Raw genomic sequence first — 14,175 nt, forward strand, 5'->3', positions numbered from 1 at the left:
TTAGATTGAGGCTAACGTTACGAGCCTGGCGTAGCCGGCCATAGAACCAGTTTCCACCCGCGGATGAGTCCAGCGTCCTATTCTTCGGGCTGCCGCCACTCATTCCCTGGTACCTGCAATTTTCCCAGCTGCTGCAACGCGGGGCTTGAGTGTCCCTCGATATACGGCGGAAATTTAACCGGGCTGTCGCGAAAGCTCTTCAATACCTGCCCCAGGCCCATTAGTCCGCGCTCGCGGGTGCGACGCACGAGTTCAAAGTCGGCCTCAAAGGTAATCACCTCATAGCCGGTACCGGCCTGGTGAATCACGTTGCCCTCGGGACCACACACAATGGAGCGGCCATTGCCAAGGCGTCCCGCGACGTTGATATCCACGAAATAGCACTGATTGATCGCCGCATTGGTGCGCGCTATGGCGAGCTCCAGATCGCGGTCGATGGTATTGGTCATGGTGGGGTGAATAATCACTTCGGCTCCCATCCAGGCCAGGGTTCGTGTGGTTTCAGGGAACCAGCCGTCATAACAGATCGATACGCCCATGCGACCGACCTCCGGCACATCGAAAACCACAAAATCGGTGCCGCAGGCAACGCCCTGCTCGTAGGGAAAAAATGGGAACATCTTGCGATAGCGTGCGACCACCTCACCGGCCGGGTTGATCACCGGCAGCGTATTGAATACCTCTTCACCATCGCGCTCAAACAGTGTTCCGGGCACCAGCCAGATACCGTGCTCCGCTGCCAGGCGGCAGTAGTGGGCTTCAATGTCCGACGGCAACGGCTGGGCATGTTGAACCCCGGGGCCAAAAGTGGCCAGTTCACCGATTACCACCATATTCACCCAGGGGAAGCGAGCTACTACTTTTTTCACTTCCGCATCGATGACAAAAAGATTGTCCCGGTTATCAAGTTCCAGTTGCAGACCGGCAATGGCAAAACGTGGCATCTCAGGCTCCCGACGCAAAATAATCCGGTTCGGGTGCAAAACACCCGTTCATTTCCGTCAGAGTACAAGTACGCTTACAGCGAGGTTAGCGCCAGTTAGGGATCGGGGATGAGACCAGTTCAGCCGGGCTGGGCCGGCCACTGGATAAGCGCCGCATCAACCAGCTGGTGATCGGCGTCGAACCACTTGATCTCACTGCCATCAATCACGACGTACAAAGCAAGGGTTTTACCGTAGGACCACTCATTCCAGCGTCGATACCAGAGGTCACCTTCAACCCACCATTCCCCATTGTCACAGTCTTCAGCGGCATAACCGGCCTGCCCTTCCATACCGCCGGCGGCGTGCAACTGGATGCTGGCCGGATCGCCGTAGACGGTATTGAAGTGAATGACCGCGCCGGACAGGCGGCTCTTTAAAAGCGCGCCACCAATGCGTTCACCGCGGCAGTTATCCAGGGTTTCACTGATGCCGGTAGCAAGGTCGCGGATTACTGCCGCAAGAGTCGCAACACCCAATCGAATCTGCGATTCATCGAGACTTGTCACCCCCAAACGAAAACTGTTCTCCGGGTGCGCAGAACCACTGTAATAGTAGCCCACGGGCTCGACCAGGACGCCGCGCCGTGCGGCCTCGCGCGCCAGCAGCCGGGCATCGAGCCACTCGGGACCATTGACCCAGTAGCTGGTACCACCCTGGCTGGGTGCGGTAACCACCAGGCTCGGCAAGTAGTGATTCAGGGCATCGCGCAAAGCCAGCCAGCGCTTTCGGAATACCGTATCCAGCCGCCGATGAAACGCATCGTAGTGACCCAGGGTGAGGAAAAAAGCCATCGCTCGCTGGTTATTGCGCGGCGGGGCACCGGCCAGACTGCGGCGCAGCCTTCGGGCCGCCTGTATGACCTCTGCGGGTGCAACAATAAAAGCCAACTGCAGGCTGGACGACAATACCGTGGACAAGGAGGAGAGGTACAGCACGCGTCCGTCCTGGTCCATGCCACACAGGGCGGGATGAGGTTGTCCCAGATAATTCGCCTCGCCGGCATGGTCATCTTCTATCAGCAGCGCATCCACTTCCCGGGCATGGGCCAGCAGTGTCTGGCGCCGCCCGGTGCTCATGGTAATACCCGTAGGCAGCTGATGGCTGGGGGTTAACACCAGTAGCCGGGAGTCGGACTGTTGCTCGGGAAGACACAATCCCTCCTGATCAAGCGGCTGGGGCTGCAGGCGCGCACCGAGGCCTGTCAGCAATGCCCTCCATGTGGGCGACCCCGGTTCTTCAACCACCACGGTATCACCACGGTTAACCAGCAGCCGTGCGACCAGTGCCCTGGCGGCCTGGATCCCCGGCATGATCAATACCTGGTCGTCCCCGGCCTGGATTCCGCGCCCGGGCAGCAGCTGAGTGCGAATAGCCTCTATTAACTGCGGGTCGTCCGCGTCTCCGCGATAGTGAATCCAGGCATTGACCTCGCCCACACCGAGGGCCAGCCGGCTCGCCTCGCGCCACTCATGCACCGGGAACAGGGTCTGGTCGTAGTAACCGTCGATAAGCGGGTAAGGGTACTTTTGCCAGTCCGGTGGCGCCTGGAATTCAGCACGCTGCGGGCCGGCGCGCAACCGCGCGCTCCAGTCGGCCGCCCCCGCAGCTGCGCCCGTATGCGCTACCTGATAGCTCACCCGGCGCGCCAATACGTCTTCGTTGACGTAAATACCACTGCGTTCGCGGGTCAGCAGATAGCCTTCATCCATGAGTTGCTGGTAAGCCAGCACCACAGTATTTCGGGCTACGCCCAATTGCGCCGCCAGCTTGCGCGAAGACGGCAGACGCCGCGCCGGAGCCAGGCTGCCGACCATAATGGCCTCGACAATTTTTTGCCGCAGCTGGCTCTGCAAGCTCAGCGGGCTGTCTGGATCCAGATAAAACATAGTTGTCTCCGTGCTTCCCGAATAGTACGGGCTGGCATTTGTGCAAGGCAGGGCCACGCCAACAGTGACCAAAGCCGCGGGACGGAGTCAAGGCTTTACTGGAAACCCTCGAAGGATACGGGCACGCCGCAGGAGCCGGCTTAGCCCTCGCCGCTGATCTCGCTGAGGATCAGATCCAGCTGGTCCAGCATGTGCTCGCTATTGCTGGCGTTAAGGAGGTCGTATTTCAGGGACTCGTCAATGGGCAGCAGTTGCGCCAGGGTATAACCCAGTTGCCAGGCATCATTAACATTGATATCGAGGCCGATACGACGGACATGGTCGTGCTGCCCAAGACTTTCCAGCACCTCCACCAGCGACTCCCAGTCGCCTTCCAGCGGCGCGGGCGGCAACGGTGGCTGCACGATGACCTCCCCCAGCACCAGCCCATTCGCAGCGACTCGCGTGTCCACCAGCGTGAAGCGCTCGCGGCCCTCGATGGTGACCCCCAGCAAACCGTTGGGTAATTGGTCAAAGTCCACTATCCGGGCAATGGTACCGGTTTCGCCAAACTGCTGCTTGCCACTACCCTGCCGCGCAACTTCCTCGCCGCGGCGTATCCACACTACACCAAAGCCGGTGTCACTCCTCATGCTGTCCCGCACCAGGTCCAGATAGCGCTGCTCGAAAATCTGTAGCGGCATGCGTCCAAAGGGCAACATGACAGCGGACAATGGAAACAGGGGGAGCTGGTTTGTTTGCATAATCAGTACCTCGTTCAGTCCGGGAGACTGAGTATTTCCAGTTCCCGGAGGTTGGCCAGGGCCGTGTCGTAATCGCTGCCGCAAACGGCATATTCCGCCTGGAACGCAGCGCAGACCGCAGGCCGGCGCGGGTCTTCGAACAGCCCGCAAAGACGATCACCCGTCAGGTGAATACAGGTCACACCCGCGGGCTTGCCACCGGGCATACCGTAAAACGGCGTGGAGATCGATGGCGCCGTACAACAGGCCCCACATCCTGCCCGACACTCCACTACGTCTCGCTCCCGGCAGCCGCCGGCGCGGCCTCTGGTCCCAGTGGCTTGACCAGCAGTATCAGTCTTGGCAGCAGTAACAGGGCACCGATCACCGCCGCCGCCATCGCCAGCACCGTCAACAGCCCGAAATAAATGCTGGGCTTGAAGTTTGATACGGTCAGCATGGAAAACCCGATGATTACCGTGATCGTGGTGTAGTACATGGCCCGACCGATGCTGCCATGACAACGGTACATCGTCGCCAGATAATTCCTGTCTTTGGGGAATTCACGCATGAACCGATGCACATAGTGGATACAGTCATCCACGCCGATACCGACCACGATCGCGGCAATGGTGATGGTCATAATATCCAGGGGAATACCCACCAGCCCCATCACCCCCAGTACCAGGCCCGCCGCCAGCACATTGGGTGCCAGGGCGATAAAAGCGAGAGAAAGAGAGCGAAACAGCAGCACGAACATCACCAGGATAGAGAGGAACACCACACCAAGGGTGAGAATCTGGGAGCGGAACAGGCTTTGCAGCACATTGTTGTAAAGCACCAGCATACCGGTAAATTGCACCTGCTCCGGTTCCAGCCCCGTCACTTCTACCAGCTCGTCATGGAGACGCTCCAGGAAGGCATTGCGACGCAGGTTTTCACTGGTTTCCATCACCCGCACCGTGATCCGCGCCTCTTCATTGTCGGCGGAAAAATACGGCTCCACCATCAGCTCGGCAACCTCCGGCGGCAGGCTCTTTTGCACCAGCGCCAGCTCTACACTGCCGATATCGTCTCCGAGCAGGCTCTTCACTACTTCAAAAGTAGTGGACAGGGACAAAGTCTTGCCGGTTTCTCCCTGGCGGTCGACGTGATGGTGTGCCGCATCAATAGTTTCCATTCCCGCCAGGCTGAACCAGTAACTGGGGACAAAACTTTCATCATCGGTACCAAAGTCATCAAAGCCATTACCGAAGTCATCAGCAAAGTCATCTTCGAAGTCATCTTCAAAATCGTCATTCAGAGCGCCATCAAGCTCTTCGCCACTCTGGCCTTCGGGGCCTGATGACCCAGCGGACAGGTTTTCAAGGCCCGGCAGCGGCGCGTCGGTGTCCGGTGGCGAAAGAATGATATCCAGGGGAATGGTGCCACCCAGACGCGAGTCCAGCAGTTCCATGCCCTGGTAGATTTCAGTGGTCTTCTTGAAGTAGTCAATAAAGCGGTTTTCCACCTCGAGCCGGGACAGGCCGAACAGGATCAGCAGAACCAGCAGTGCGGTGACTACCAGGATCGTATTGCCGAAATGCTCGGTCGCCTGGGCAAAATACACCGTGAAGGGTTTGTGCTCTTTTTTGTAGTGGAAGGGCCTGCCCCTGGGCCAGACCAGGATCAGGCAGGGCACCATCACGAATGCCATAACCAGGCCAATCGCAATTCCCACTGTCATCATCAGGCCAAAATCAATCACCGGCTGGAGCCCCGACACGATCAGGGAGACAAAAGCAACAATGGTGGTAATACCCGTATATACACAGGGCACCGCCATGAAGCCCACGGTTTGCAGCACCCGCTGGTGCAGGTCGCCGTCGGGGTTCTCAGCGTGCAGTTCCCGGTAGCGCACCACCAGGTGAATGGCAATGGCCAGCGTAATAATCAGCAGCACGGCCACGAAATTGGAGGAAATAACCGTCATTCGCCAATCCAGCCAGCCGAGCAGGCCAAGCATGATGGTTACAGTGGCAGCACAGGTAGCCAGGGGTATGACGGTCCAGCGTACACGACGGAAGATCAGTGCCAGCACCACCATCATGATGCCCAGGATGGCACTACCAAAAGTGATCAGGTCACTGCGCACAAAGCTCACCATGTCGGCGGCGATCATCGGCACACCACCGACAAAAATCTGTGCATGCTGTTGATAGGATGCGGCGATATTGCGCACTGACTCCACCAGTTCGCTCTGCGCCTTCAAGGCAGCTGCAGTGTGGGCCTTGAATGCCTCGGTCACCTGCTCAAGCTGTTGCTCTTCCTCTTCGCTGAGACCACTCTCCTGCGCTTTTACACGTAGGCTCTCACGCTTTTCCAGAAGCTCGAAATAGCGCTCGTCGCGACGGAGATTGACCTGTACTGCTGTCAGTTCACCATCGCGGCTCACCAGCAGTTCCGAGTAGATAGGGCTGGTGGTGAACTCCTCAAGTGCCTGCTCGCGATCAACATCGGCATTGGCCAGGCTCGGCAGCGGCTCACCGGAGGTGATGTCCGACAAACTGATCGGCGGGCTTTCCAGTAACGGCACATCCCACACCGTAACAACCGACGACACACCCTCAAGCTCACGCAGCTCGTTCGCCATTCGCCTCAACGGCAACAGGGATTCATCACTCAACAACGGCGCGGACGGTTGCCAGGTCAACAGCAAAAAGTCTTCGGCGCTGTATTCCCTGGAAACTTCGCGGTAAAAGTCCAGCGCCGGATCCCCCTGCAACATCAGGGAGTCGGCGGAGGCGTCAATCCTGATCTTGCCAAGCTGGGACGCACTGGCAACCAGTACCAGCAACACCAGCGCCAGGGACAGAAACGGGCGCCGCAAGACCAGCGCATCATAGACATTCAAAAGGGGGTGTTTAGCCATCAGTGAGTCGCCGCTTCCAGTTCATTGAGTAATAGGTGGTGTATACCACCAAAACTGCCGTTACTCATGATCACTACCCGATCACCGGGCCGCGCATAAGCTGTTACCTGTCGTGCCAGTTCACTCACATCCGTGCCCAGGCTTGCAGGCACCGGGCTTTGGGCAATCATGGTCTCCAGTGACCAGTCCAGCCCGGGGGGCTGGAACCAGTAAACCTGATTCGCATCTGCAGTGCACGCCGCCAACTGTGTCCTGTATTGGCCCAGGCGCATGGTATTGGAACGCGGTTCGATCAATGCAATCACCCGGCCACTGCCAACACTGGCACGCAGGCCCTGCAAGGTGGTGGCGATCGCCGTTGGATGATGGGCAAAGTCGTCATAGACCGCAACGCCCGCCACTTCACCCAATAATTCAAGGCGTCGCTTGACCCCCAGGAACCCGGCCAGCGCCGCCACAGCCACTGCCACCGGCACACCAACGTGACGCGCAGCCGCCAGGGCGGCCAGGGCATTTTCCACGTTGTGCTGCCCCAGGTAATCCCATTGCACGGCGTGCGCTGTGCCATCCGGCGCATGCACCCTAAAGGAGGCACCGTCATCGGCCAGAAGTTCCGCCTGCCAGTCTGGCGTGCCGCCAATACCAAAGGTGCTGGTAGGGGTCCAGCAGCCCATGGCAAGCGTTTCGTCGATAGCGGCAATACCTTCCCGGTGCACCACCAGACCTTCGCCGGGAATACAGCGCAGCAGGTGGTGGAACTGGCGCTGAATGGCGGCCAGGTCAGGGAAAATATCCGCGTGGTCGAACTCGAGGTTGTTGATTACGAGGGTGCGCGGCCGGTAGTGGACAAACTTGGAGCGCTTGTCGAAGAAGGCAGTATCATATTCGTCGGCCTCAACGACGAAAAAATCGCTGCCGCCGCCACGGGCCGACAGGCCGAAATTGCCCGGCACCCCACCAATCAGGAAGCCCGGTTGCAACCCCGCGTAGTCAAGAATCCAGGCCAGCAGACTACTGGTCGTGGTCTTACCGTGGGTACCCGCTACGGCCAGCACCCACTTATCGTGTAACAGGTTTTCCGACAGCCACTGCGGCCCTGATGTGTAGGCAAGCCCGGCATTGAGCATATATTCCACAGCCGGGTTACCGCGACTCATTGCATTACCCACAACCACCTGGTCGGGGGCCGGCTGCAGGTGGCTTGCTGCGTAGCCCTCCATCAGGTCGATGCCCGCCGCCTGCAGCTGCGTGCTCATGGGTGGGTAGACATTGGTGTCGGAGCCGGTCACTTTGTAGCCCAACTCTCTGGCGAGCAGGGCGATTCCGCCCATGAAGGTGCCACAGATACCCAGAATATGAATATGACCTTTCAACGACTGCTCCTTTCAATACCGCCGGCGAGTTTAGCATGGAGCCCCCGGATGCCCCAATGCAGAAGCGGTAATACTGCCCATTGCGCTCTACAAATGTGCGTCTTTGAAGTACACTTAAGCTTTGCGATTCAAGCGCCCGATGCCCGAGGCCTTCGCCCCGACAAAGGTTCGTCATGCCAGCCAAAAATGCCTTCTATGCCCAATCCGGTGGTGTTTCCGCCGTTATTAATGCCTCGGCCTGCGGCCTGATTGAAACTGCACGTAACAACCGGGGGAAGATTGGCAAGGTTTATGCGGGGCGCAATGGCATTATCGGCGCCCTGCGCGAAGACCTGATCGACACCAGCAAGGAAAGCAAGGCGGCCATTCACGGGCTTCTGACCACACCGGCCGGCGCTTTTGGCTCCTGCCGCCACAAGCTCAAGAGCCTGGAAGAAAATCGCGCCGAATACGAGCGCCTGATTGAGGTGTTCCAGGCACACAACATCGGCTACTTCTTTTATAACGGGGGTGGCGACTCCGCCGACACCTGCCTCAAGGTATCCCAGCTGAGCGAATCGATGGGCTATCCGTTGCAGGCCATTCACATTCCCAAGACCATCGATAACGACCTGCCGCTGACCGACACCTGCCCCGGTTTCGGCTCGGTGGCAAAGTACGTGGCCATTTCCACTCGTGAAGCGGCAATGGACGTCGCTTCCATGTGCGAGACCTCAACCAAGGTGTTCATTCTTGAAGTGATGGGTCGCCACGCCGGCTGGATAGCAGCGGCCTCGGGCCTTGCCGCCGAACACGACGGTGACGCACCGCATATCATCCTGTTTCCGGAGGTCGCCTTTAACCGCACCAGGTTCCTGGCGCGGGTGAAGCGTACCGTCAAGCGTCACGGCTACTGCGTAATCGTGGCATCAGAGGGCGCACAGCACGCCGACGGCACTTTCCTTGCCGACTCCGGTGTTACCGATGCCTTTGGCCATCATCAGCTTGGGGGGCTCGCGCCCTCTCTGGCTGACATGGTGAAAAGCGAACTGGGTTACAAGTATCACTGGGCGGTCGCCGACTACCTGCAGCGCTCGGCGCGCCACATCGCCTCGAAAACCGATGTCGAACAGGCCTATGCCGTGGGCAAGGCAGCGGTTGAATTCGCCCTGGAAGGTAAGAATGGTGTCATGCCCTGCATCATGCGCGGCAAGAGCAAGCGCTACAGCTGGCATATCGGCGAAGCATCGTTGAAAGACGTAGCCAATCGCGAAAAGAAAATGCCCCGCAACTTCATTTCCAGGGACGGCTTCGGCATCACCGAGGCGGCGCGCGAATACCTGGCACCGCTGATCAATGGGGAAGCTTACCCGGAATACCGCAACGGCCTGCCGCTCTATACCCGGCTGAAACTCGAACCGGTACCACGCAAGCTGAAGACGGCATTCAAGGTTTAGCCAGAGCCTGATATACTCCGCCACCCGAAACAACAACCACTTACAACAGGTAACCCCATGAGCTTGAGTCTTGTTCCAGCCGGGAAGAATATTCCCGACGAGGTCAACGTTATTATTGAAGTACCGGCCCACTCTGATCCGGTCAAGTACGAAGTCGATCACAACAGTGGCGCCATTATGGTTGACCGCTTCATGACCGCCGCCATGTTCTACCCCTGCAACTACGGTTATATACCCAACACCCTCGCCGATGACGGCGATCCGCTGGACGTGCTGGTGCATACTCCCCATACCGTAATCAGTGGCTGTGTGATCCCCTGTCGTCCTGTAGGCATTCTGCACATGTCAGATGAAGCGGGCGGCGATGCGAAACTGATCGCCGTGCCCACTGACAAGCTCAGCAAAGCCTACCGCAACATCCGCGAAATCGAGGATCTGCCGCCGCTGCTGATCCAGCAAATCCAGCATTTCTTCGAGCACTACAAAGACCTTGAAGATGGCAAGTGGGTCAAGATTGATGGTTGGGGCAACTCTGACGAAGCCCGCAAGGCAATTCGCGATTCTGTGAAGAATTTTGAAAACCTGACACCGGCGGATCGCTAGCCCGGCACCTGCTGCGCCGGACACCAATTGCTGCTGACCGCAACATAGCGCAGCAGCAAGTCCGGCAGCTGTGCCTCCAGTATATCCCGCAGCAGCACACCCTCCGGATCGCTATCCCAGCAACGCTCAAGCAGTTCCACTGACAGTTGCCCGCCATACAGTGCGGCCAGCGGGGCGTAACTCAAATGCCACCGTTCCGGCGCCACGCCACCCCGGTCCACGCCGTAAGGCCGATAAAAACCGTGGGATTGCCCCGCCGCCATGCGTGCATCCAGCCACCGATGCAGAGCATCAAATGGCCCTCCCACCGCGACCTCCTGCGGGCTGAGTTGCAGCTGATAATCTGCAGGTACCGCCTGCGCGTCATAAATATCCAGGTCTGTACCCCAGTGATGCCGGGAGCTACCCGGCATGGCAGAGAACCGCATAATGGCCTGCACACGCTCGACGGGAGGCAGGTCCAGCACCGCCACAGGCGCCCCGTGATCATCGTGAACCGGGCGCTCACCGCTGGCCTTGCGGTTCCAGATGAGCCGCTGGTGATCATAGGACCGGTAACTACTGGCAATGGCGAGACCAAAACCGGCCGCAGCGGCATCGTCCTGCAGGCGACTGAACGCCACTGCGGCCTCCGGTAACAAACGGTGTCCATCAGCCAGGGTAATCAACAGGGAGTCATCCTGTCCGGTGAGTTGTGCCGCTGTCAGCATACGCCCTCCTGTTCAGCCGGAATCGGGTCCGGGGTAAAGGGCAGCGCACAATCGAGGATCAGGCCGGTCGGGTCTACGCGTGCACGCCAGGCCTGCACCTCAACTCCCGCCGCCATCGCCTCCACCAGGGCAGCCCGGTAGGCGGGGTCTATATCTCCCGCCGCACTCACCCGGTCAATACCCGTATGCAGCACACAGAACAGCAACAACGCACGGGTGTCGGCGGACACTACGCTTTGCAGTTCCCGCAGATGCCTGGTACCGCGAGCGCTGACCGCATCAGGAAATGCCCCGGAGCCACCATCGCGGTGCAAGGTGACTGATTTCACTTCCACGAATACGCGGCCGGAAGTACCCGACAACAGAAAATCGGCGCGACTGCCCGTACCGTATTTCACTTCGCCCTGAATATGCGGGTAAGCGGAAAAGCCGGGGATACGGCCGCTCGTGAACCCCTCGCGCACCACCCGATTGGCCGCCACCGAGTGGACACAGGCCATTCCACTGGCAGTTTCCACCAATTCCCAGGTGTGGGGATACTTGCGGGTAACAACGGCGCTGCGGGATAGCCAGACCCTGGCGCCCTCTTCCGCGCAGCCGGTCATGGCGCCGGTATTCGGGCAATGCACGGTAATGACCTCACCACTGGCGAGCGCCACATCCGCCAGAAACCGTTTATAGCGACGTACCAGGCGCCCCTCCAGCAACGCTCCGAATTCCATCAGCGCAGCACCTTTGCCAGCCGCTCTACCGCCACTTCCAGCCGCTCCATACCGGTGGCATAGGAAAAACGGAGATGGGTATGGGCGCCGGCGTGGCCGAAATCGATACCCGGAGTCAGCGCCACGCCATGGTCCTCGAGCAATTGCCAGCACAGGGCCTCGGCATTGTCGGTAAAACGGGAAGCGTTGGCGTAAATGTAAAAGGCACCGTCCGGTTTGCAGGGCACCTCAAAACCCAGATTCTCCAGCGCCGGCAACAGGAAATCGCGACGCTGGCCAAAAATGGCCCGGCGCTCCTCCAGAATGGCGCGGGTGGCCGGCTCGAAACAGGCCAGGGCGGCATGCTGCGCCATGGTCGACATGGAAATAAACAGGTTCTGGGCCAGTTTTTCCAATCCGGCAATGGCTTCTTCCGGCGCCACCAGCCACCCGAGACGCCACCCTGTCATACCGAAATATTTGGAGAAGCTGTTTACCACAAAAGCCTGCGGATCCACCTCCAGAACCGAGCGGCTGGGGCCGTCATAGGTGAGTCCGTGGTAAATTTCATCAACAATGAGATGGCCACCCTGCCCGCGCACCGCCGCCGACAGGGCGCTGAGTTCGGCGAAACTGAGGGCCGTACCGGTGGGGTTGGCGGGAGAGGCCACCATGGCACCTACCGTATTGGCCTGCCAGTGCGCGGCCACCTGGGCAGCGTTTAACTGGTAACGCGTGTCGGCCGCGACCGGCACCAGTTGACCGCGCCCCTCTACCAGGCGCATGAAGTGCCGGTTACAGGGATAACCGGGGTCGGCAAGCAACATGCCATCGCCCGGGTTCAGCAGCAGGGCACTTAACAACAGCAGGGCACCCGAGGCGCCCGGCGTAATCACGATGCGGCGAGCGGGAATATCAAGGCCGTACTCGACGCGATAATGCTGTGAGAGCGCCTCCCGCAGTTCCGGCAAACCCAGGGCCTGGGAATAATCGGTGTGGCCGTCGGCAAGCGCTTTGCGACCCGCTTCCACAATCGGGGCTGCGGTAATGAAGTCCGGGGCACCCACGGCCAGGTTGACGATGTCACCACCCGCGGCCGCCAACTCCCTGGCCCGGGTAAGCACTTCAACCACACGGAATGGCTCAATATCGGCCACCCGGTCTGCGAGCCGGAAGCCTCCCTTTTTTTGCTGCATAAACCTGCACCTGCCATCACATCAGCTACTATTCTACCAACGCCGGCGCAGGCATGTTAGCCGCCATTGAAAAGCCTGTAATTTTTGTGGCGAAGGAGCAGGATATCTGGTAGTTTCTGCGCGCTTGGTTGCCCGCGCCCCAGGCGCAGCGCCCTCACTTCGGTGAGTAATGTTTCAAAAACCCGATCCGTATGGGAACCTGACCATGCCTAAAGCAGCAGAAAAGAAAGTGTCAGCCAAAACAGCCAGCGCAAGCAAGCCCGCAGCCACGGGCTACAACAGCATTGAGCCCTACAAGGCCAAGCGCGGCGAAGAGTACATGAACGAGGCGCAACGGGAGCATTTCCGCAAGATCCTGCGCGCCTGGAAATCAGACCTCATGGAAGAAGTGGATCGCACTGTGAGCCACATGAAAGACGAGGCAGCCAATTTCCCGGACCCCGCTGATCGTGCCACCCAGGAAGAAGAGTTCAGCCTGGAACTGCGCACCCGCGATCGCGAGCGTAAGTTGATCAAGAAAATCGACGCCACCATTGAGCGTATCAACCAGGACGACTACGGTTTCTGCGACGCCTGCGGCGTGGAAATCGGCATCAAGCGCCTGGAAGCCCGCCCCACTGCCACCTTGTGCATTGACTGTAAAACCCTTGCGGAGATCAAGGAAAAGCAGGAAATGGGCTAGACACGGCAGCGACCGGCCCTGGTGCCGGTCGCAACACTTCATGTCTGAACGCTTCCCGGCGCCCTATCGTGGGCGCTTTGCCCCGTCCCCCACCGGTCCCCTGCATCTGGGCTCACTGATTACCGCAGTCGCCGGATGGCTGGATGCGCGTAGCGTGGACGGCCAATGGCTAATGCGCATGGAAGATATCGACCCGCCGCGAGAGCAAGCCGGCGCCGCCGGCAGGATTCTCGCCAGCCTTGAACAACATGGTCTTCATCACGACGAACATGTTTTGTGGCAAAATCGACGCAGCAACGCCTACAACGGAGCGCTGGCGCAGTTACAACACAGCGGCCTGCTGTTCAGCTGCAGCTGCAGTCGGCGGGAACAGGGGCCGGGCGGCGATTGCCGCGGTAACTGCCGGTTGCGGCAAACCGGGATCAGTTCACCCTGTGCACTGAGGGTGGCGGTGCCCCCCGACTTTACAAGTGCCTGGCATGATCGCTGGCAGGGGCCGCAACACTGGCCACTGGGTCGCAGGATCACCGACTTTATCGTGCGTCGCAAGGATGGCCTTTACGCGTACCAACTGGCGGTTGTGGTGGATGATGCAGCCCAGGGCATCACCCATGTGGTGCGCGGCTCGGACCTGCTGGAATCCACCCCGCGGCAGCACCTGCTCCAGCAGCTGCTGGGCCTCCCCGCACCGGACTATGGCCACCTGCCACTTATCACCGATTCCCTGGGCCACAAACTCAGCAAACAGACCCATGCGCCCGCCCTGGTGGATGTTGATGCCACCACCAATCTGCGCAAGGCACTCGCGTTTCTCCAGCAGCCATCTCCCCCCACTGAAGTGACCGAGGTCGACGCAGTGCTCACATTTGCCACAACACACTGGGCTCCGGAAGCGGTGCCACATGTCATGTCGATAGCCGCTGCGCCCTGATATCCTTTACCCACTCACGGCGCTTCAGTAGTATTCAT

General features: G+C 59.4%; 13 protein-coding genes. 4 read left to right on the forward strand and 9 right to left on the reverse strand.

The features are described from left to right. Positions 1 to 77 precede the first annotated feature (77 nt). The 6 genes from CWI75_RS00510 to mpl all read right to left on the reverse strand — a co-directional run bounded on the left by CWI75_RS00510 (position 78) and on the right by mpl (position 7,878). Complete coding sequence (locus CWI75_RS00510) at positions 78 to 944, reverse strand: carbon-nitrogen hydrolase family protein (RefSeq protein ID WP_101519515.1); 867 nt, start codon at positions 942 to 944, stop codon at positions 78 to 80. Between the two features lie 119 nt (positions 945 to 1,063). Further along, on the reverse strand, positions 1,064 to 2,872 hold the full coding sequence (gene pdxR, locus CWI75_RS00515; protein ID WP_101519516.1) for a MocR-like pyridoxine biosynthesis transcription factor PdxR: 1,809 nt from the start codon (positions 2,870 to 2,872) through the stop codon (positions 1,064 to 1,066). 140 nt (positions 2,873 to 3,012) lie between these two features. Next, complete coding sequence (locus CWI75_RS00520; RefSeq protein WP_101519517.1) at positions 3,013 to 3,615, reverse strand: LON peptidase substrate-binding domain-containing protein; 603 nt, start codon at positions 3,613 to 3,615, stop codon at positions 3,013 to 3,015. A gap of 14 nt (positions 3,616 to 3,629) precedes the next feature. Beyond that, positions 3,630 to 3,887, reverse strand: a complete 258-nt coding sequence (locus CWI75_RS00525) for a YkgJ family cysteine cluster protein (protein ID WP_101519518.1) — start codon at positions 3,885 to 3,887, stop codon at positions 3,630 to 3,632. Next, complete coding sequence (locus CWI75_RS00530) at positions 3,887 to 6,505, reverse strand: efflux RND transporter permease subunit (protein WP_101519519.1); 2,619 nt, start codon at positions 6,503 to 6,505, stop codon at positions 3,887 to 3,889. The genes CWI75_RS00525 and CWI75_RS00530 overlap by 1 nt, the downstream gene beginning before the upstream one ends. After that, the gene (gene mpl / locus CWI75_RS00535) at positions 6,505 to 7,878 is read right to left on the reverse strand and encodes a UDP-N-acetylmuramate:L-alanyl-gamma-D-glutamyl-meso-diaminopimelate ligase (RefSeq protein ID WP_101519520.1); all 1,374 of its coding nucleotides are present in this window, start codon (positions 7,876 to 7,878) and stop codon (positions 6,505 to 6,507) included. The genes CWI75_RS00530 and mpl overlap by 1 nt, the downstream gene beginning before the upstream one ends. A 173-nt stretch (positions 7,879 to 8,051) precedes the next feature. Here mpl and CWI75_RS00540 point away from each other — a divergent pair, with 173 nt between their 5' ends. After that, positions 8,052 to 9,314, forward strand: coding sequence for a 6-phosphofructokinase (locus CWI75_RS00540; RefSeq protein ID WP_101519521.1), 1,263 nt, complete (start codon positions 8,052 to 8,054; stop codon positions 9,312 to 9,314). A 57-nt stretch (positions 9,315 to 9,371) separates the two neighbouring features. Further along, entirely contained in the window at positions 9,372 to 9,917 is a 546-nt protein-coding gene (gene ppa / locus CWI75_RS00545; protein WP_101519522.1) for an inorganic diphosphatase, read from the forward strand. Here the strand turns inward: ppa and CWI75_RS00550 are convergent. The 3 genes from CWI75_RS00550 to CWI75_RS00560 are packed head-to-tail and all read right to left on the reverse strand — an operon-like array spanning position 9,914 to position 12,524. Then, positions 9,914 to 10,627, reverse strand: a complete 714-nt coding sequence (locus CWI75_RS00550) for a M15 family metallopeptidase (protein WP_101519523.1) — start codon at positions 10,625 to 10,627, stop codon at positions 9,914 to 9,916. The two genes, ppa and CWI75_RS00550, sit on opposite strands and share 4 nt — an antisense overlap. Next, on the reverse strand, positions 10,621 to 11,349 hold the full coding sequence (gene sfsA, locus CWI75_RS00555) for a DNA/RNA nuclease SfsA (protein ID WP_101519524.1): 729 nt from the start codon (positions 11,347 to 11,349) through the stop codon (positions 10,621 to 10,623). Before sfsA ends, CWI75_RS00550 begins: the two co-directional genes overlap by 7 nt. Further along, the gene (locus CWI75_RS00560) at positions 11,349 to 12,524 is read right to left on the reverse strand and encodes a pyridoxal phosphate-dependent aminotransferase (protein ID WP_101519525.1); all 1,176 of its coding nucleotides are present in this window, start codon (positions 12,522 to 12,524) and stop codon (positions 11,349 to 11,351) included. Before CWI75_RS00560 ends, sfsA begins: the two co-directional genes overlap by 1 nt. A 205-nt stretch (positions 12,525 to 12,729) precedes the next feature. Between CWI75_RS00560 and dksA the strand changes: the two genes are divergently transcribed. Together dksA and gluQRS are read left to right on the forward strand one after the other, a co-directional pair. Then, the gene (gene dksA, locus CWI75_RS00565) at positions 12,730 to 13,206 is read left to right on the forward strand and encodes an RNA polymerase-binding protein DksA (RefSeq protein WP_101520066.1); all 477 of its coding nucleotides are present in this window, start codon (positions 12,730 to 12,732) and stop codon (positions 13,204 to 13,206) included. A 40-nt stretch (positions 13,207 to 13,246) separates the two neighbouring features. Next, a complete protein-coding gene (gene gluQRS / locus CWI75_RS00570) occupies positions 13,247 to 14,137 on the forward strand; it encodes a tRNA glutamyl-Q(34) synthetase GluQRS (protein ID WP_101519526.1) in 891 nt (296 codons plus the stop codon). Positions 14,138 to 14,175 lie beyond the last annotated feature (38 nt).

The sequence above is a fragment of the Kineobactrum sediminis genome, from assembly GCF_002868715.1.
In the GTDB taxonomy this organism is placed as follows: Bacteria; Pseudomonadota; Gammaproteobacteria; order Pseudomonadales; family Halieaceae; genus Kineobactrum; species Kineobactrum sediminis.